14 protein-coding genes and 3 tRNA genes are annotated in these 18695 nt (G+C 60.4%); 6 read left to right on the forward strand and 11 right to left on the reverse strand.

Annotated elements, in window-relative coordinates:
- Nucleotides 1-38 precede the first annotated feature (38 nt).
- From LF252_RS09145 to LF252_RS09160, 4 genes are all read right to left on the reverse strand, one after another.
- Nucleotides 39-1388 (reverse strand): T9SS type A sorting domain-containing protein, encoded by a 1350-nt coding sequence (locus tag LF252_RS09145; RefSeq protein WP_226269277.1) that lies wholly within the window; start codon nt 1386-1388, stop codon nt 39-41.
- A 311-nt stretch (nt 1389-1699) separates the two neighbouring features.
- Nucleotides 1700-1773: transfer RNA gene (locus LF252_RS09150), tRNA-Arg, on the reverse strand.
- Between the two features lie 50 nt (nt 1774-1823).
- Nucleotides 1824-1897 (reverse strand) — tRNA-Pro (locus tag LF252_RS09155).
- Nucleotides 1898-1976: 79 nt separating this feature from the next.
- Nucleotides 1977-2064, reverse strand: a tRNA-Ser gene (locus LF252_RS09160).
- A 230-nt stretch (nt 2065-2294) separates the two neighbouring features.
- Between LF252_RS09160 and LF252_RS09165 the strand changes: the two genes are divergently transcribed.
- The 5 genes from LF252_RS09165 (at nt 2295) to LF252_RS09185 (ending at nt 8902) form a co-directional block, all read left to right on the forward strand.
- Nucleotides 2295-3242, forward strand: a complete 948-nt coding sequence (locus LF252_RS09165; RefSeq protein ID WP_226269278.1) for a VWA domain-containing protein — start codon at nt 2295-2297, stop codon at nt 3240-3242.
- The gene (locus LF252_RS09170; RefSeq protein ID WP_226269279.1) at nt 3239-4195 is read left to right on the forward strand and encodes a hypothetical protein; all 957 of its coding nucleotides are present in this window, start codon (nt 3239-3241) and stop codon (nt 4193-4195) included. The genes LF252_RS09165 and LF252_RS09170 overlap by 4 nt, the downstream gene beginning before the upstream one ends.
- 133 nt (nt 4196-4328) lie before the next feature.
- On the forward strand, nt 4329-5510 hold the full coding sequence (locus LF252_RS09175; protein ID WP_226269280.1) for an acetyl-CoA C-acyltransferase: 1182 nt from the start codon (nt 4329-4331) through the stop codon (nt 5508-5510).
- A 175-nt stretch (nt 5511-5685) separates the two neighbouring features.
- Complete coding sequence (locus LF252_RS09180; RefSeq protein ID WP_226269281.1) at nt 5686-7146, forward strand: toxin-antitoxin system YwqK family antitoxin; 1461 nt, start codon at nt 5686-5688, stop codon at nt 7144-7146.
- 91 nt (nt 7147-7237) lie between these two features.
- Nucleotides 7238-8902: a T9SS type A sorting domain-containing protein gene (locus tag LF252_RS09185; protein WP_226269282.1), complete on the forward strand. Its 1665-nt coding sequence runs from the start codon at nt 7238-7240 to the stop codon at nt 8900-8902.
- Nucleotides 8903-8963: 61 nt separating this feature from the next.
- On the opposite strand, the gene LF252_RS09190 is transcribed toward LF252_RS09185, so the two are convergent.
- From LF252_RS09190 to LF252_RS09215, 6 genes are all read right to left on the reverse strand, one after another.
- Nucleotides 8964-10262: a sensor histidine kinase gene (locus tag LF252_RS09190; protein WP_226269283.1), complete on the reverse strand. Its 1299-nt coding sequence runs from the start codon at nt 10260-10262 to the stop codon at nt 8964-8966.
- A gap of 154 nt (nt 10263-10416) precedes the next feature.
- Nucleotides 10417-11799, reverse strand: a complete 1383-nt coding sequence (locus LF252_RS09195) for a sigma-54-dependent transcriptional regulator (protein ID WP_226269284.1) — start codon at nt 11797-11799, stop codon at nt 10417-10419.
- 414 nt (nt 11800-12213) lie between these two features.
- On the reverse strand, nt 12214-13407 hold the full coding sequence (locus LF252_RS09200) for an ABC transporter permease (protein WP_226269285.1): 1194 nt from the start codon (nt 13405-13407) through the stop codon (nt 12214-12216).
- 26 nt (nt 13408-13433) lie between these two features.
- On the reverse strand, nt 13434-14684 hold the full coding sequence (locus LF252_RS09205) for an ABC transporter permease (protein ID WP_226269286.1): 1251 nt from the start codon (nt 14682-14684) through the stop codon (nt 13434-13436).
- Nucleotides 14674-15261 carry an RNA polymerase sigma factor gene (locus LF252_RS09210; protein WP_226269287.1) on the reverse strand — a complete coding sequence of 196 codons (588 nt, stop codon included), beginning with the start codon at nt 15259-15261 and terminating at the stop codon, nt 14674-14676. The genes LF252_RS09205 and LF252_RS09210 overlap by 11 nt, the downstream gene beginning before the upstream one ends.
- 59 nt (nt 15262-15320) lie before the next feature.
- Nucleotides 15321-16061 (reverse strand): ABC transporter ATP-binding protein, encoded by a 741-nt coding sequence (locus LF252_RS09215; RefSeq protein WP_226269288.1) that lies wholly within the window; start codon nt 16059-16061, stop codon nt 15321-15323.
- A gap of 311 nt (nt 16062-16372) precedes the next feature.
- On the opposite strand from LF252_RS09215, the gene LF252_RS09220 reads away from it, so the two are divergent.
- Nucleotides 16373-17176, forward strand: a complete 804-nt coding sequence (locus LF252_RS09220; protein ID WP_226269289.1) for a DUF4468 domain-containing protein — start codon at nt 16373-16375, stop codon at nt 17174-17176.
- 68 nt (nt 17177-17244) lie between these two features.
- On the opposite strand, the gene LF252_RS09225 is transcribed toward LF252_RS09220, so the two are convergent.
- Entirely contained in the window at nt 17245-18690 is a 1446-nt protein-coding gene (locus tag LF252_RS09225) for a TolC family protein (protein WP_226269290.1), read from the reverse strand.
- Nucleotides 18691-18695: the final 5 nt, after the last annotated feature.

An 18695-nucleotide genomic window follows, 5' to 3' on the forward strand; every position in this document is an offset into this window, starting at 1 on the left:
GAAAACGGGGGCGTTTTGTGGGTAGTATAATCTGCTATTCAGAGTACCTGAGCCCGGAGGTGGCTTACGCCCGCATCGGAGGTCAATTTCACCTGGTACAACCCGGCTTTCTCGTGGCTTAAATCTAGCGTAGCCTCGCCAGTGCGGGTGTTCTCCAGCGTACGGCGCAGCACTTCCCGGCCTACGGCGTCCGTCACCGTTAGCGTAAGTACTCCTTTGTGTGCAACGACGGGCCACTGCACCCGAAACACGCCACCTACGCTGGGGTTAGGGGCCAAGCTACCGCCCAGAACAGCCGTTGCCTCGCGGGTTGGCAGCACCGTACTGGTGAGTTTGCCCGCCCCTAGCCCCACCGGGTCTCCGGCCGCGTTAAGCCCAATGGCACCCGTCCACACGGCCGTGGCGGAGGCGGCATCTATATTGAAATGGTTGAAACTGGTTTCGATGCTGGTCCAGGTCTGACCATTGTCGCGGCTGTAGGAAGAGCCGGCATCATTATTTCCAAAGTTTATGCCTACCGAAATGAAATTGCCGGTACCAGGCACATTGTCCAGCGCAAACCCGCGCAGTTGCCCGGTATAGTTCAGTTGGCTCCACGTAACGCCCCCATCGGTTGAACGATAAAGCAGGTGGTTGGTAGAATTTTGGTCACTGATCAACGCAAGGCCGTTTTGTGTATCCCGGAAAGCCAGCGTTTCGATTTCAGTGGATGCTACCTTCCGAGAAACCGTCCAAGTGACACCTTTATCCGTGGAGCGGAAAATGTCGCCCTTGTTATTCGGAATCCAGATGGAATTGCCCGCCACTGCCGGCAGTGCTATCGTACCAAACTCGTTGGCCGTACCTACCGGCACATTGGCAGCGCGTGTCCAAGTGGTGCCGCCGTTAGAAGTGTAGTAGATTTCCATGGCCTGCCCGGTCTCGGCCGGGTCGCCCATTACTACGCCATCATTGGAGTTGAAGAAGTGAATAGCGTTTGGGTAGCTGCGGTTGCCCTGGAACATAGTGGAGGTACTCTGCACCGTCCACGTGCTGCCGCCGTTTGTTGTTTTCAGCACCCGGCCGCCCAGTACATCGCTCAGGGTAGCCACCCACGCCGTAGTAGCGCTTACGGCCGAAAGGCACTCAATGCTTTCGGTAGCAGTATCTACCTGGGCAACCGTCAGCACCGTCCAGTTTTGCCCTCCATCAAAAGTACGCGCTACCTGGTTAGTATACTCACCCGTGAAATAGGGGTCTGATAAGGCCCAGGCCGTGTTATCATCCACGGCATCTATCTGCGCCAGGTTGCCGTCGGGGGCAAAGGAGAAGGGCTGTAGCACCCATTGCGCCTGGGCAGCCATGCTCACTGACAATGCAGCCGTGAGCGTGAGTAAGAGTTTTTTCATCTGGAAAAGGAATTGGCAAGACCAAAATTGCAGGAAGGTACACGGATAGCTGTAAGGAAAAAAGCCCAACTACCGGCGACTAGCCCCATTGTATCCACAAACACGCCGCTTACTATAGCTAACGGAGAGTTACCTGGCAAGGGTTGTCTAAACCCTACGTAATCTGCTTTCCGAGCTGGCTCACTGGGCTAAACTACCTGGCCACAAGCTGAAGCCGGTGGCACCAAGAAAAGGCCAAACAACTTGCATCCTGCCGAAACCGCCAACAAAAAAGCCACTTAGCAACGAAACTAAGTGGCTGATTAACAGTGTACCCCCGGCACGATTCGAACGTGCGACCGGCTGCTTAGAAGGCAGCTGCTCTATCCAGCTGAGCTACGGGAGCAGAAACACAAAAGCCGTCCACCCAAGTGGTGGGCAAACGGCTTCTTTGCGTCGGGGTGGCAGGATTCGAACCTGCGGCCTCCTGCTCCCAAAGCAGGCGCGATACCGGGCTACGCTACACCCCGAAAAAAAATCTGAGTTATGAACTGCGAACTATGAATAGCTGATTCATACTTCAACATTCATAACTCAGAATAATAAATGCGGAGAGGGGGGGATTCGAACCCCCGGAAAACTTTAGGTCTTCGGCAGTTTAGCAAACTACTGGTTTAAGCCACTCACCCACCTCTCCAGATGGCATCCTTTCCGGCTGAAAGGTGTGCAAATATACAAGTAGAATGGAGAAACAACTCTTTTCAGAAAAAAATATCTTCCATCTTGCCGTTGCAAATCCCGCTCTGTGACTTGCCTGAGCCCTTCAAACAGGTTTAGCTGACCGGCCTTAACAACGGGTTGCATTTTGATCATGAAGAAGTTACCCTCGTGCTAAATTGGGCATATCAGCCAACCTGGTTTGAGGGTGTGGCCGCCTTACTTTTTTTTCTGCTATACCTCGGATACGGCCTGCGTACCCGCCGGTTGGCCGCGCCGCTGCACCAAACGGGGTGGCCACTGGGCTGGAAACTGCTGCTGCGGCTGCTGTATCTGGGGTTGCTGGGCGTAGCTCTATGGGGCCCTGCCTATGGCCTCACCGAAACACCCGTGCGCACGGCCGGCAAGGATGTGTGGCTGCTGGTCGATTTGTCGCGTTCCATGGATGCGCCCGATGTGGCCCCAACCCGGCTGCAAAAAGTACAGGCAGAGTTGACCACCCTAATCAGCCGCTTCCCGGCCGACCGCCTGGGCCTGATTGTGTTTGCGGGCGAAGCCTACGTGCAGTGCCCCCTCACCTACGACCAAGCCGCCCTACAGCTGTTTGTGAGCACCCTGAAAACGTCGTTGGTGCCGCCGGGCAGTACTGATTTGGTACCGCCGCTTGAATTGGCGCTTACCCGCCTAGCTACTATTTCGACCACCACGGGGGCCACTACCCCACCCCGCACCACCGCTATTGTACTAGTAACGGACGGGGAGGATTTTGGCGAGAACCTGGAGCCCACGGTGCGGGTGCTGGCCCGCTCGGGGGCACGGGTATTCACCGTGGGAGTTGGCACCACTGAAGGCAGCCGGATTCCGCAGTCGGGGGGGCGCGGCTACGTGCGGGACTCCCGGGGCCGGGATGCGGTAACCAAACTGGTAACCCCACCCCTGCGGCAGTTGGCCGAGCAAACCGGGGGGCAGTTTTTTGAGTTATCGGATCAGCGCAATGAGTTTCCGCTGCTGCTGAACGCCCTGAACCGGGTAGAAGGCCTGATGCAGCAGGTGCGCACGGTATCGGTGGCGGACAACCGGTACCGGTATCCGCTGCTGCTGGCCCTGCTGCTGCTGGCGTTGGATGTAGTACTTACTGTCAAAGTCATTCGGCCATGAAAAATGTGGCGCTGCTGGGTGCGTTGCTGCTGGGCGCGGGGCAAGGCTTGTTTCGGATTCACGACCGGAATGAGGCGGTACAGCGCGGGGCTGCCGCCTATGCCCGCCAGCACTGGAGCGAGGCCGCCGCTGCCTACCGAACTGCCGCGCAAATGGATCGGGAGCCGGAGTCTGATATTTTGCTTAACCTGGCCCACGCCACGCTCCGGGCCGGCCGCCCCGCCGAGGCGCGCGGCTACTACAGTCGCCTTACCACAAATAGCGCCGGGAGCATCCGCAGTGTGGCGTTCCAGCAACTGGCCGTTATTGCCGCCGCCAAAGCCGACTACGCCCAAGCCGCCGGCCTCTGCCGGCAAGCCTTGGTGGCCAACCCAACCAATACTGCCGCCCGGTACAACTATGAACTGCTGCGCGGCTTGCTGCGGCAGCCCCAGCTACCGCCCCCTCCCCCACCGGGCACCGATGGAAACCCCAACCAGCCTGCCTCGTCAGACGGGGGCAGCAAAGCTGGCTCTACTTCACCGGGCCAGAGTAGCGCGCCGCAACCAGCCTCTCAGGCTGCGGCGGCAAGCCAGCCCAAAGCTACCGGGCAAACTGACCCAAACCAGCCCTCGAACCAGCCAGGCCAGGCCGCGCAGGGCGGATTCCGGCTTGGCGCTGGAGCGTCCCGCTCCGTGGCTCGCGGCACCGAGCCAGGTAATACGCTGGGCCTGAGCGACGCCGAGACCGGACCCGAGGCTACGGGCGGCACCAGCCGACGCGGGGGCACCGAGGCGGCCTCCAACGCGGAAGCGAACCTGCAAACGCAGCAGGCCCGCCTGCAGCAAATGAATCTGAGTACCGGCCAAGCCCGGCAGCTGCTGGAGGCCCTGCAAGCCACTGAGCAGCAATACCTGCAGCAACTGCCGCGCAAAGCCAGCAAACCAGCTTCAAAAGACCGCCCCGGCTGGTAGCGGAGCTTCTGTGCGCGTCGTTTACCAAGAAAGTTACGGCACTAGCTTTACAGGTTTTCGGCTTCCCAAGGCCATCCCCCTAAACCTTTTTACCTTTACTCCCCGATTTCACTCATTCCCACCCAACCAACTCATGCAGATTAAAGAAGTAGTAATTGTGGCCGCCGTGCGCACGCCCATCGGTTCGTTTGGCGGCAGCCTGTCGTCGTTGTCGGCCACGGAACTGGGTGCTATTGCCCTGAAAGGTGCGCTGGAAAAGGCCGGTGTTGACGGCAAAGAGGTGCAGCAGGTGATTATGGGCAACGTAATTTCCGCTAACCTGGGCCAAGCCCCAGCCCGCCAGGCCGCCAAAAAAGCTGGCCTGCCCGATACGGTGGAGTGCACCACGGTGAATAAAGTGTGCGCTTCGGGCACCAAGGCTATCATGTTCGGCGCGCAGGCCATCATGCTGGGCCAGGCCGACGTGGTGCTGGCCGGTGGGATGGAGAGCATGTCGAACGTGCCATATTACCTCGATAAAGCCCGTTTCGGGGCCAAGTACGGCCACGGCCAAATGATTGACGGCCTGATGAAGGACGGCCTCTGGGACCCGTACCACGACTTTGCCATGGGCGTAGCGGCTGACCGCACGGCCACGCACTACGGCATCACCCGCGAGGAGCAGGACGCTTTTGCTCAGCAGAGCTACGAGCGGAGTGCCGCCGCAGCCCAAGCTGGTAAGAAGAAGGACGAAATTGTGCCCGTGACAATTTCGGTGCGCGGCAAGGAAACCGTTATCAGCGACGACGAGGAGTACACGAAGGCTGACTTTGCCAAGTTTGCTGGCCTTAAGCCTGCCTTCGGCAAGGAAGGCACTGTAACTGCGGCCAATGCCTCTACCCTCAACGATGGCGCCGCTGCCGTGCTGCTGATGAGCCGCGAGAAGGCCGAGGAGCTGGGCGTAAAGCCGCTGGCCCGCATCCGCGGCTTTGCGGATGCCGAGCAGGCTCCCGAGTGGTTCACCACTACTCCTTCGCTGGCTATTCCGAAGGCCTTGAAAAACGCTGGTGTAGAAGCTTCGGAAGTGGATTTCTACGAAATCAACGAGGCTTTCTCAGTAGTATCGTTGGCTAACAACAAGCTGCTAAACCTGGAAGGCGATAAGGTGAACGTGTACGGCGGCGCTGTGAGCCTGGGTCACCCGCTGGGTGCTTCCGGGGCCCGCATCGTAACCACGCTGGTAAACGTGCTGCAGAATGAAGGTGGCAAAATTGGCGTTACCGGCATCTGCAACGGTGGCGGCGGCGCTAGCTCGCTGGTAGTTGAGAAGCTATAATTCCGGCACGCACACCGCACTGTTTAAAAGCCCTGCCGCACTGGATGCGGCAGGGCTTTTGCTTGCACAGGACGCAGGTTTCGCGGCGGTGGCCAGGCGCATTTACCTAACCCGATGCTCTCGGCTTCGCTCCCCCGCGAAATACTACTTCCTGAATTAGCCCGTTCTTGCACCTATGAAACGAATGATGTTGGCCTTGCTGCTGCTATCGGCGGCCACGGCCCAAGCGCAGAAGCTGCGACGCTTCACCACGTATTACGACTCTACCAACGCGCAACGGCGCGAAATCTATTCGGCGCTGGTGGGGGCCGACACCGTGATGCAGGGCACCTACAAGCGGTTTTACCGCTCGGGCAAGCTGGAGTCGCAAACCAGCTTCCGAGACGGCAAGCGGGACTCAGCTTACGTGGAATTTCACCCCAACGGTGGCCGACGGCTGGAGGTGACCTACCAAGATGGTCAGCGCCAGGGCCCGTTCAAAACCTACTACGACAACGGCAAGCTGGCGCAGGAGGGCACCTACGACAACGACCAGCCCACCGGCACGCTGCGCTACTACCACCCCAACGGCGAAATCAAGCTGGAAACCACGCTCAGCAACGGGCAGCCGGCCGGCGTTATCCGGGAGCTGTATCCCTCGGGAAAGCCCCGCGCGGAAATCACTTATCAGAATGGGCAGGCCACCGGACCGGTAAAAACCTACTTCGAAAACGGCCAGCTGCAGAGCGAAGGCACTTTCAGCAAAGGGTTGTTGGCCGGCCCCTACAAAACGTACTACGACAACGGCCAGTTGGAAACCGACGTGCAGGCTGATAAGAGCGGCAAAGGAAGCTACCGCAGCTACTACCGCTCGGGCAAGCTGCGCACCGAAGGCACCTACGCACCGGCTACTTTGGTAGGCCGGGCCGTGAAGAATCCGCTGGCTGACGACCTCACCAAGCAGGCCAAAAGCCTGGCCGGCGGCACTAGCAACCTTGATGGGCCAGCCAAATCCTACTACGAAAGCGGGGCCGTGAAAAGCACCCAGACGTACCGTCAGGGTGTACTGGTGGGCACGCAGCAAGATTATTACGAGTCGGGCAAGTCGGAGCAGAAGATTGAGTACGCCAACCAGGGCCGGGACCGGAAGATTACCCAGTACTATGAGGATGGTACTGCCAAGGCCGAGCAGCAGTTTAAAAATGGGGTGCCCGTGGGCCAATGGCGCACCTTTCATCCGGGCGGTAAGCAGGTAGCTTCGCAGGAAACCTACACCAACGGTAAGCTGGCCGGCGAAAAACTCAGCTACTACCCTACCGGCACGGTGCAAAGCAAGCTGCTGTACGAGGCGGGCAAACCCACCGGGCTGGGTCAGGAGTTTTACCCTTCAGGCAAGCTCAATAAGGAAACGACCTATGTGAAAGGCCTGAAAACCGGCGCCTACCGGGAGCTGCGCGAAGATGGTACGCTGGCCATCAGCGGCTTCTTCCGCAACGGCAAAGAATCGGGCGTGTGGAGCTACTTTGGGCCCGATGGCAAAACAGTGCAGGAGAAGAAAACCTACCGCAACGGCCAGATTGTGAGCGACGGAGCCGCGCCTACCAACCGGCCAGCCCCGGCCCGGCAGCCCGGTAAAGCCCCGGTTAAACGAAAATAGCACGATTTTAGCAGCCTCGGAGCCGGCGCCACCAGTGCGTCGGCTCTTTGCTTTTTAGTCTCTCTTATTTCTCTTCTCTATTCACTGTTGCATGCAAAAAACCTTACGCTACTGTGGTTCTCTGTTGATTATGCTGCTGGCTACCAGCGGCTCGCTCCGGGCGCAGGTACCGGGTTTCAACTGGGCGGTTACCGGCCCGCAGCCCGTCACTTCCACCGATCAGGCGCAGGCGCTACATGCTGTTACGGATGCTAATGGCAACACCTACGTGACCGGCAGCTTTCGGGGCACGCTCACGCTGGGGCCCTCCACGCTTACTTCGGTTACAAGCTCCGACGATATTTTTGTAGCGAAACTTGCGCCCGACGGTTCTTATGCGTGGGCCGTGCAAGCCGGTGGCCCCGGTGATGACGTTAGCATGGCCATTGCCCGCGACGCCAGTGGCCGTCTGTACATCACGGGGCACACGGCAAGCTACACTGCCACCTTCGGTGCCCTACCCTACCAAAACAGCAGCAACGGGCCCAGTCTGTTTCTAGCCCGCCTTAATGCCGATGGCCGTTTTGAGCGCGTTTCGGCGGCTGGCGGCACCGCAAGCAACTTTGTATACCCCCGCGCCTTAACCGTAGATGCGGCGGGCAATGCTTACGTTACGGGCAGCATGCTGGGCAGTAGCATTGCGTTTGGCTATCATCCCCTCCGCAGCTTCAACTACAACGCCTTCGTGGCCAAGCTGGACGCTGCTGGTGAATGGCAGTGGGCCCGGGTGGTGAACGACCAGTACGGGTACGACTTCGGTAATGCTGTGGGGCTGGATGCCGCGGGCAATGTGTATGTGGCTGGCACCTTCAACGGCGAAGCGCCCCACTTCGACCAAATTGCCCTACAAGGCGGTGGCAGCATGGACCGACTGTTTGTGGCGCGGCTGGATGGCCGGTACGGCCGGTGGGATTGGGCGGTGCGCAGCGGCAATGGGGCATCCGGCTGCCAGGGTTTGGTGGTAAATGCTGCGGGTGCCTGTTACCTAACGGGCAGTATCCGGGGGCAGCAGGCCTCTATCGGCCCCATCTCGCTGCCATCTGCTTCTACCGGCACCGATGCCCTGGTAGGCAAGCTTTCCTCCGAGGGCGTTTGGCAATGGGCCCGCCGCTTCACCGGCACCGGCACCGATACCGGGCTGGACCTGGCCCTGGACTCGAATGGTGGCCTCACGGTAACCGGCAGCTTTACTAGTCCGCAGCTGGGCGCAGGCTCCTTGCCCACGCTGCGAAACCGGGGAAAGGCCGATGTGTTTGTGGCGCAGCTGGACACCACCGGGCAATGGCGCTGGGCGCTGAACGGCGGTGGCTCCGGCGACGATTTTCCCTTTGCCGTTACTACGGCTCCCAACGGTGACCTGCGCGTGGCCGGCTATTTCCAGGGCCCCGAGCTGAAACTTGGCCCGACGGTGCTGCCCGGTGGCGGGGTGTACGTGCGGGAGTACTACGCCAGCCGATTGTTCGTAGCCAACATCCACGATGCCGCCCAAAACTCGGCGGGTAATTTCACCATCTGGCCCAATCCCAGCCAAGGCACCGTGTGGGCCACTGGCCTCCCCGCCAATGCCCCGGTGCAGGTGTTTGATGCGCTGGGCCGTTTAGTAGTGCCCAACGCCCGGCCCACGTACGAGGCAGCAGGGCTGCAACTACCTATCCTACCCGCCGGAATGTATTTCGTGCGCTGCGGCAAGGAAACGCGCCGGCTAGAGCTGTTGTAAGACAACTCACCCACACAAAAAGGCCTGACTGCTCACTGCAGTCGGGCCTTTTTGTGTGGTGCTACAACCAAATAGTGAAGGCGGTGCGGCCGTTTTCCTGGGTTGCCAACTGAAACCGGAAATTATGTTGCAGCAGAATGTCGCGGATGAGGGTGAGGCCGATACCCTGGCCGTCGCGCTTGGTGCTGAAGAAAGGTGTAAACAGCCGCTGCTGCACTTCAGGCTCGATGCTGGGGCCATCGTTTTCGATACAGATGCTGGGCGGGTTGAGGCTGGTATGCACCCATAGATTGCCATCCTCATGAATGGCTTCCTGGGCATTTTTACAGATGTTCAGCAATGCCTGCTCCAACTGTAGAGGGTCGAGAGTTGCCACCAACGGCTCGGGGGCTAGGTGCCAGTGCCACCGAATGCGGCGGCGCTCCGCCTGCACGTGCAGCAACCGCTCGGTGGCGCGCAGCAGCTCGTGCACGTTGGTAAGCTGGGGCTGCGGGGGCGGCAGGCGCACCAAATTGGCGAAACCCGCCGTGAAGTTGGCCAGGTGGGTGTTGCGGTTGATAGCCACGTCCAGCGCCTCCCGGAAATCGGGCTGGTCGTCGGGGGTAAGCTGGGGAGCATAGTAATGGAAGCTCTGCAGCAGCGAGTTGATGGCCCCAATGGAGTTGTTCACCTCGTGCGACATCATCCGGATCAGCTTTTCATACGCCTTTTTCTCCTGTCGAATCAGCTCCTGGGTCAGCTCCTCCAGCACAATAAACCGCCGCTGAAAGCCCCGGTCAATAAACCGGGAGCAACTGGCCCGGTAGGTTTGCAGCCCCGAGAGCTGCACTACGCGCGGCTCCTCATCCGTGAGCGTAACCAGAGCCGGCCCCCAGTGGCCCGGCACCTCAACCGGTTGCCGGCCCAGCAACTCAGCCGAAGATTGGGCCAAAATACGCTCAGCAGCCGGGTTTACGCCCTCAATGCGGCCATCAAAGGAGAGCAGCAGCACCCCCGCCGGTGAGGCCTGAATCAGGCTTTCAAGCAGGTAGCTTTTCTCGTGCTGCGTAACGCGCTCCTTGCGCAGCTCGTCAATCATGTGGTTGTACACCCCAATGAGCTGGTCCATTTCGTGCTGGCCCACGGGCACGAATTTCATGGAGAAGTCCCGAGCCCGAATGGCCTCCGTGCCCGCCGCTATCAGCTGAAACGGCCGCACAAAGCCCCGGTATAGCTGCACCGTTAGCCAGATGCTGCCCAGCAGCAGCACTTCCAACCCCACAAACAGCGGCGCATTCGTGCGCATCACCTGCCCCGCCAGCACAATCAGCACGGCATGAATAATGACGACAAACAGCAGAAACTTGGTGCGCAGGGTCATGTATTTTGAGGCGTTAGGGGCTATAAGTAGCAAGCAAAAGAACGTCATACAGAGCGGAGCGACGCATCTCACGTACTGCTGGTGCAGAGCTATTTCTGACATCAGCACGCGGGATGCGTCGCTCCGCTCTGTATGACGGGCAAGTATCTATTTCCTACTCTGCATCAAATGGAATGGCGTATTTCTCCAGCCTCCGGTACAACGCTCCCCGGCTCAGGCCCAGGGCTTTGGCCACGCGGCTGATGTTGCCGTTGTAATGCTCCAGGGTTCGCTTAATCATCTGGGCTTCCAGCTCATCGAGGGTGATGGTGCCAGGCTCGGGCAGCTCGCCGGCTTCGGCGGGGCGCGGAGCCTGGCGCTGGAACTGGGCCTGGAAGTCGTCGGGACCCAACTCATCCTTACCCGATACCAGCACGGCCCGCTCCACCAGGTTTTTCAACTCCCGAATGTTGCCGGGCAAGGGTTGCTCCTGTAGCCAGTGCATAGCCCGGGTGTTCACCTTCAGGGCGGGGCGGTTGTAGGTGGCGCGCAGCCCATCCACGAAGTGCTGCACCAGCAGCGGAATATCCTGGGGCCGCTCCCGCAGGGCGGGCAGGCGCACGGTTATCAGGTTGATGCGGTAAAACAAATCCTCGCGGAAGCGGCCCTGCTGCACCATTTCGGCCAGGTTGCGGTTGGTGGCGCAGATAACGCGGATATCCAGGCGGCGCGGCTTACTATCACCCAGCACCTCGTAGGTGCGGTCCTGCAGCACCCGCAGCAGCTTCACCTGGCTACTCAGGTCCAACTCCCCGATTTCATCCAGGAAGATGGTGCCGCCGTTGGCCAGCTCGAAGCGGCCCACCCGGTCGGTTTTGGCATCGGTGAAAGCCCCGCGCCGGTGCCCAAACATCTCACTCTCAAACAAGGAAGCAGAAATGCCGCCCAGGTTCACCTTCACGAAGGGCTGGCGGCGGCGCTGGCTGTTCTGGTGCACAGCCTCGGCAATCAGCTCCTTGCCCGTCCCCGATTCGCCCTCAATGAGCACCGAGGCATCGGTGGCCGCCACCTGCCCCACGTTGCGCAGCACCTGCAGCAGGCGGGCATCCTGGCCCACAATGTTGCGCAGCTCGTACTGCTTGTCCAGCTGCCGGCGCGAGAGGGCAGCGGGGTCGGTTTCGGCCTCGGGCTCCCGCAGGGCCAGAATGGTGCGGATGGTTTGCAGCAGGGAGTCGTTCTGCCAGGGCTTGGTGATGAACTCGGCGGCCCCGGCCTTCATGCCCTCCACGGCCAGGGCAATGCTGCCCCAGCCGGTTATCAGGATGACGGGCACGGCCGGGGCCAGGCGCTTCACCTGGGCCAGCAGCCGCAGGCCGTCGCGGCCGGAGGTATCCAGCTCGTAGTTCATATCCATGAGCATCAGCTCGGGCGGGGTGGCCGTTACCACCTGCAAAGCCGCTTCCGGCGTGGCTACCGCCTCGGTGGCGTAGCCGTGTTGCTTGAGCAGCAGCCGCAGCGAAGTGCGCACGGCTACATCATCGTCGATAATCAGAATCATAAGGCGAGGCGAAGGACGGAAATTTCAACGGTATCCGACGGAGGCCCCGGTCCGTCAGGCCGGTTGACGTACGCTGACACCCGAACGACAATACCCGAACGACGACGCGCGCCACCGCAGCAGCCAAGCCACCGCCCGCAGCAACATCAGCGGGCTTCAACCGGCCCGACGGGCTGCGCCCGCCGGACCGGAGCCACCGCAAGCCTGTCCGTTGGCCCTTTTAGGCAACTGGTTTGACTCAGCTGCCAACCAGTTCGTTTTTGTCGCGAATCAGTTCATTCCTGACCTGAACCAGTTCGTTTTTTTGGTTAACCAGTTCGGGGCCGCCCCGAACTGGTTCGCATTTTTGGCCAACCAGTTCGGGTCGGCCCCGAACTGGTTAGCCTTTTTAGATAACTGATTCGGTCAGCCAGGCTACTCCTCCCGCAGGGCCACAGCCGGGCGGATCTGGGCGGCCAACATGCTTGGGTAAAGGGCGCAAATGGCCGTCAGCACGTAAATAAGCACGGTAGCCAGGGCCATGCTGGTCAGGTACACCGGCAGCCGGATGCCCATCACGCCCAGCAGCGGAAACTGCGCCGCAATGGCCAGCCCCAGCACCAGCCCGAAGGTGGTGACCACCAGGATTTCGCCCAGAAACTGCCCACTGATGCGGCGGCCGGTGGCCCCGATAGCGCGGCGCAGCCCAATTTCGGCGCGGCGCTGGCTGATGTTGTACCACAGCACCCCGAACAGCCCCAGGGCCACGTTGAAAATCAGGAAGCCGCACACCAGCACCATGCCGCCCATAGGAGCCAGCGCAAACTTCATGCGGGTAGTACGCTGTTCGGGCAGGGTAGTCACGGTGGCTTTCCAGCCGCCCGTAACGGCCGCAACTTCCTTGGTGAGGCGCTGCTCCAGCTCGGCGGTGGCGGTAGGCTGCACCCGGATTAGCAGCCGGGGCTGGTCGAAATTGGCCGAGTCGTTGGGGTCTACCAGACTTTCGCTGCGTCGGAAGATGGCCGGCGCCAGCTCCTGAAACTCGCCCCGGCCGCGGTACGACGACGCGAGTACCCCAATCACCTGAAACTCCTTGTCATCCATGCCCCGCACGATTTGGCCCACGGCCGGCCCGTCGGCAAACAGGGCCTGGCGAGCTTCTTGGGAGATGACCAGGGGCGGATGCGCGGCCGCTTCGTCGCGGCGGGTAAACCAGCGACCTTCCGCCAGCTCCAGGCTCAGCACGTCCTGCAGTTCGTCGCCGCCGCTGTAAATGTCGCTGTTGGTGGTGCGGGAGCCGGCTTTGAAGTCGGTGCTGCTGTCGCTGAACGAGAAGGGCGTATTGGAGCGGGTAGCCGCTACGCTGCGCACGCCGGGCAGGGTTTTCAGGTGCTGAATCAGGCGCTGAAACGTGGCGTCCTGCCGGCTGATGGGCTGGCCGTTGGGGTCCATATCCACCTGCCACACGTGCTCGTAGCTGTAGCCCAGCGGGGCGGTGTATTTGCGGTAGTTATCCACCAGCAGGCTGCCCAGCACAAACAGCACCACGAAGGCAAAGAAGATTTCGGCAACCAGCAGGAAATTCGCCCGCTTGCGGTTCCAGATCAGGGTGAACAGATGGCGTATCATAGGGGTACAGAGCAGAAGGGAAGGAATTAGTTACGGCCGCCTTTCAGGGCCTGCACCGTGTGCAGCTTCGACATTTTGTAGGCCGGATACACACCCGACAGCAACCCGAACAGCAAACTCAGCAGCAGCCCGCCCGCGAAAATGCGGGGGTTGAGCTTGAGCGTAGTGTAGGGAATAAAGCCGCTGCTATCAATAATGTGCAGCACCACGCTGGCCAGCACCAGGCCCAGCACCCCGCCCAGCAGGGTCAGAAACACGTTTTCGACCAGAAACTGCCGGATAAGCGTACCCGAAGTGGCTCCAAAGGCCTTCCGCACCCCGATTTCGGAGGAGCGCTCCAGAATGCGGCTCACGTTGACGTTGATGAGGTTGAGGGCCGGCAGCAGCATGAACAGCAGGGTCACGAGGGCCACTTTCCCCATGAGTTCGGCCACGCCGTCGTCGGGCTTGCTGTTGTTGTCGAACCAGCGCACCGTGGACGACAGCAGGGTGCCGGCGTACACGAGGACCTTCTCTTCATTCCTGGGGTTGGGCACGGGTACCTGGGCCATCACCCGGTTAAACTCGTCCTGCACGGCGGCTACGTCGGCGGGCGTGCGGGCCAGCACAATGGCCATGCAGTTGCCGAAGTAGTTGGGGTCTTTGGCGTCCTGGGTGCTGGTACTGATGGGGGCCCACATATCGGCGTAGGAGTTGAAGCGCATGCCGGGCACGTCCTGCACCACCCCAATCACCTGGTAGCGCACCCGGTCGGTTTCGATGGTTTTGCCCAGCACGTCACGCGTGGTACCAAAATACGCCCGGCAGGTCCGCTCGTTGATGACGGCCACGTGAGCCCCGCTCTGCACTTCCTGCATGGTGTAGGGCCGGCCCGCCACGAAGTTGAAATCCAGCACCTGCCAGAACTGGCCATCAGTGTACTTCAGGTCCACGTCCAGCTTCTGGTTGCCCACGTACGCGGCCGTAGAGCCGAAATACGTGCTGATGGAAACCCTCTCCGGGGTGCGCAACGGCCGCACGTAGCGCTCCAGAAAGCTGTAACTGATGGTGCCGTTGTTGGTGCCGTTGTCGTTTTTGAGGAGGATGGTGGCGCGGTTGATGAACAGCAGGCGGTCTACCTTTTTTTCGGGCGTGTGCGGCCCCACGGTGTGGTCGTACAACGCGTACACCACCAGCAGAATCATGAGCGTGAAGCTGATGCCGAACAGGCTGATGAAGGTAAAAAACTTGCGGCGCAGCAGCACCTTCCAGGCAATTTTGAGGTGGCTAAGCAACATGAGCGTAGGAATAGGAAGTGGGGAGAGAAGAATGCAGCGCCGCTACCTGCCGCTGCAGCAGGGCGCGGGCCTTGCTCAGCTGCGACTTGCTGGTGCCTTCCGAAATGCCCAGCAGCGCGGCCACTTCGGGGTGGGTGTAGCCCTCCAGGGCGCAGAGGTTGAACACGGTGCGGTAGCCGGCGGGCAGCTGCTGCACCAGCCAGAGCAGGTCGGCGGCCTGGAGTTCCACATCGGCGGAAGGTTGCTCCGTGGCCAAATGGCCGGTGTAGCAATCCTCCAGGCTAAGCGTAAGGCTCTCGCGGCGGCGGAGGTGGCTCAGGCACTCGTGCACCAGTATGCGGCGCACCCACCCGGCCAGGCTGCCGGTGCCCGCATACTGCTCCAGCCCCCGAAATACCTTCACAAAGCCCCGGGCCAGCACATCTTCGGCATCAAACTCGTGGCGCAAATACCGCAGGCACAAGGCCAGCATGCGGGGCGCGAACCGCTGGTACAATTGTTCCTGGGCAGCGGCATTCCCCTGGCGGCAGGCAGCTACCAAATCAGTATCAGAAAGTGGAAAGGCAAGCGTTTTCATAGCAGAAGGAAAATCCTGAACAGACTGGCAACTCGAAACTGGTAACTGGTAACTCAAGCCTAGCTGACCTGGCTACCGTCGAAGAAGCGGATGAGGCGCTGCGTTTTGTGGGCCTGCTGCTCATCGTGGGTTACCATCACAATGGTGGTGCCCTCCTGGCGGTTAAGGTTAAGCAGCAGCGCCATGATCTCCTCCCCCATTACCGAGTCGAGGTTGCCGGTGGGTTCGTCGGCCAGGATAATTTCGGGGCGGCCGGCCAGAGCCCGGGCAATGGCCACGCGCTGGCGCTGCCCGCCCGAGAGCTGGCTGGGGAAGTGGCCGGTGCGGGCGCTCAGGCCTACTTTATCGAGGGCGGCGTAGGCCCGCTGCCGGCGCTCCTTGCCGCCTACTCCGGGCCGGTACAGCAGGGGCAGCTCCACGTTATCCAGTACCGAGAGGTCGTTGATGAGGTGGTAGCTCTGGAAGACAAACCCGATTTTGTGGTTGCGTAATGAGGCCAGCTCCTTATCGGAGTAGGACTGCACCGGGCGGCCATCCAGCTCAATTACCCCGGCAGTGGGCTCATCCAGCAGCCCCATAATGCTGAGCAGCGTGGATTTTCCGCAGCCCGAGGGCCCCATAATCGACACAAACTCGCCCTTGTTGACAGTCAGGTTAACGCGGTTGAGGGCAACCGTTTCAATGGTTTTGGTCTGGTAGATTTTCTCAATGTCGCGCAGCTGAATAACCGGCTGAGCGGTGGCTACTGCGGCACCGTTGGCGTGTGGCCGGGCCACGGTTGGGGTCAGAATGTTTTCCATTATATGGCGGAGAAGAGAGTGTGGAAGGCTAGTGGAAGAAGGTGTGTCCGGTTTTGGGCAGCCTGCTATGGGTAGTACAAGGGTATAGCCAAGCGACGTGCCATTTTCACAAACGACTATGTTTCATATATTTACATACAATCACTGCGCTATCATTCTCACAAAAATTGTCCGCTTTCGGACAGTGTGTTCGGAATTGCCAGCACTACTGTCCACTTGTATTTCCGCGCGCATATGCAGTAGATTTACTGGGATTATGCTGGTCCGGAAAAATCCCTTCCAGCGCTCAATTTCTTTCTCACTTTTCTCACGTGCGCACACTCTACTGTTTTATCGGGCTGGCATTCGCCTCCATTCACGTTAGCCAGGCTCAACAGCCTAAAGCTGCTCATGCTCCCCGCACCTATTTAGTTGGCGGACAGCCGCTCGCCCTGCATTTTTACCTCACCGATACCGCTCAGGCTACTACCATTACCTTACCGGCTGGCAGCAACGCAACGGTAGTTGGCTCTCAGGGGCGCAACTGGGCCATTGTGAAGAAGGAGCAATTCCTGTATTATGCCCCGGCCACCGGCCTGCTCGATTTCAAGCCCCTCACGTACGAAGCAGCGGAGCAAGCCGCCGTTGGCCCCTTTCCTATCGACGCTACCACGCAGCACATCACCTATCAGGGCGTAGTAGAAGTGCCCGGGGTTACCAAGGATGAGCTATATACCCGCGCCTACGAATGGATGGCCAAAAACTACCGGTCGGCTAATGCGGTGATTCAGATGCACGATAAGGAAGCCGGCCGATTGGTGGGCAAAGGTGCCACGGTTATGGAAACGCAACGCCTCAGTGGTCTGCCCAGCTACGTGCGCCACACCTTATCCATCTACGTGAAAGATAACCGCTACAAGTATGTACTCACCGATTTTGAATATGTGTCCGGTGTCACTACGCTTAACGGGATGGTAAAAACGGGCCCACTGGAACAGGAAAACCTGGATATAGCGGGTGGCACTAAGCGCTGGGAGAAAGTACGAAGCGAAACTAAACGCGACTCGTACATGCTCACCACCAGTTTGCAAGAGGCCATGATGCCAAGCAAAGGCAAGGATACGAGTGACTTTTAATAAACAAGCTGCCCAACCAGACAGCCACGCATTCACGTGCGTTATGGCAATCTGGTTGGGCAGTTTGTTTATCGGGACACCAAGGGTTGTTGCCGCTCAAAATTGTAGAGGGTGAGGGCTCGGAGGCGGTAGTGGGCCACCCAGGCGGCCCGCAGAGCCTGGATGTAGGCGCGGCGGGCCTGGTCTTTTTCGGCCAAGGCAATGGTGAGGTCGGTGAGGCTGATGCGGCCCACTTTGTAGGTGGCCTGGGCAATAGCGTAGCGCTGCTGGGCCAGGGAGTCGGCGCGGGCGCTAAGGTCCAGCTGCTCGCTTAAGGTGGCCAGCTGGGTAGCCTGCACCTGCACATTCAGCTCGAAGCTGGTTTCTTCCTGGGCCACGTCCGTCTGCACTTGGCGGCGGGTCAGTTCGGCGGTTTTCACAATGGACTTCTGCCGGCCCCAGTCGAGTAGCGGCATGGCAAACGTGAGCTGCACCTGCTGCTGGTTCTGCAGGGCCTGGTAGGTAGCCCAAAGGTTGCCGGCCTGGTTTACGTAGCCCAGGTTGGCCGACAGCACGGCCTGCAGCCCGGTGGTACCGCGGGCCAGGGCCACTTCCCGCTCGGCCTGCAACAGCCGCCGCCGGAAGGCCAGCACCACGCTCCGGTTCTGGCGGGCCTGCACCAGGGCCTGCTCAGCGGATACCACCAACCGCGGCGTGGGAGCCGGCACGGCCAGGCGCAGGGCTTCGGCCCGCAGCCCGGTATAGCTCTGCAAACTCACGGCGGCGTTCTGGGCGTCCAGCTGGCCCTGAGCCCGGGCCTGGCGGGCATTCAGCAGGTTGAGCTCCAGCCGTAGCAGGTCGCTTTGGGAGAGGCGGCCGAGCTGGTACCGCTCTTTGCCGATGCGCAGCAGCTCCTCGTTGGCCTGCACGTTCTGGCCGGCCACTTCGGCGTTTACTTGCTGCTGCAGCACGTCAAAATACAGCTCTGTGATGCGCTGGGCAATGGTTTCGCGTTCCTCCGTGTACTGGCGCTGGCTTTCCTCGTAGCGCAGGGGCTCAATCTTTCGGTCCCATTTCAGGCTGTTGAATTTGCCAATGGGCTGGGTGAGGCCAATGGATACGGGCTGGTTGTTGTAGCGCTTCAACCGGCCGTTGAAATCATCGAAGCGCTGCACCTCCGAGGCCACAAACAGCTGCCCGCCCGTGAGGCCGATGTTCTGGCTGACGGTGAGGGCCAGGTTGGAGTTGTTGATGCGCACGGCCCGGAAGTCGGTGGTGCCATCGGGCTGCACCACGGGCGTGATGACGCGACTGAACCCCGGCACCGTGCCCTGCAGCCCCAGCTGGGGCCGGTAGTTGGCCTGGTAGGTCCGCCACTGCCAGTAGCTTTTGTCGCGGATGGTTTGGGTTTGCTTGGCCGCCGCCGACTGCGTGAGGGCCAGTTCAATTACCTCGGGCAGCGTGAGCGGGGCCGGCTGTTGTTGGGCCGCCACGGGGCCACCCAACAGCAACAGAAAAGGTAGAATGCGTTTCATGGCCG

Origin of the sequence: Hymenobacter pini (genome assembly GCF_020421205.1) — a bacterium.
GTDB lineage: Bacteria > Bacteroidota > Bacteroidia > Cytophagales > Hymenobacteraceae > Hymenobacter > Hymenobacter pini.

Bases quoted from the DNA above. Each gene is read 5' to 3' on its own strand.
- LF252_RS09145 (WP_226269277.1), bottom strand. From the start codon at position 1,388: ATGAAAAAACTCTTACTCACGCTCACGGCTGCATTGTCAGTGAGCATG.
- LF252_RS09195 (WP_226269284.1), bottom strand. From the start codon at position 11,799: ATGATTCTGATTATCGACGATGATGTAGCCGTGCGCACTTCGCTGCGG.
- LF252_RS09210 (WP_226269287.1), bottom strand. From the start codon at position 15,261: ATGAAAACGCTTGCCTTTCCACTTTCTGATACTGATTTGGTAGCTGCC.
- LF252_RS09185 (WP_226269282.1), top strand. From the start codon at position 7,238: ATGCAAAAAACCTTACGCTACTGTGGTTCTCTGTTGATTATGCTGCTG.
- LF252_RS09175 (WP_226269280.1), top strand. From the start codon at position 4,329: ATGCAGATTAAAGAAGTAGTAATTGTGGCCGCCGTGCGCACGCCCATC.
- LF252_RS09190 (WP_226269283.1), bottom strand. From the start codon at position 10,262: ATGACCCTGCGCACCAAGTTTCTGCTGTTTGTCGTCATTATTCATGCC.
- LF252_RS09205 (WP_226269286.1), bottom strand. From the start codon at position 14,684: ATGTTGCTTAGCCACCTCAAAATTGCCTGGAAGGTGCTGCTGCGCCGC.
- LF252_RS09170 (WP_226269279.1), top strand. From the start codon at position 3,239: ATGAAAAATGTGGCGCTGCTGGGTGCGTTGCTGCTGGGCGCGGGGCAA.
- LF252_RS09180 (WP_226269281.1), top strand. From the start codon at position 5,686: ATGAAACGAATGATGTTGGCCTTGCTGCTGCTATCGGCGGCCACGGCC.
- LF252_RS09225 (WP_226269290.1), bottom strand. From the start codon at position 18,690: ATGAAACGCATTCTACCTTTTCTGTTGCTGTTGGGTGGCCCCGTGGCG.
- LF252_RS09215 (WP_226269288.1), bottom strand. From the start codon at position 16,061: ATGGAAAACATTCTGACCCCAACCGTGGCCCGGCCACACGCCAACGGT.
- LF252_RS09200 (WP_226269285.1), bottom strand. From the start codon at position 13,407: ATGATACGCCATCTGTTCACCCTGATCTGGAACCGCAAGCGGGCGAAT.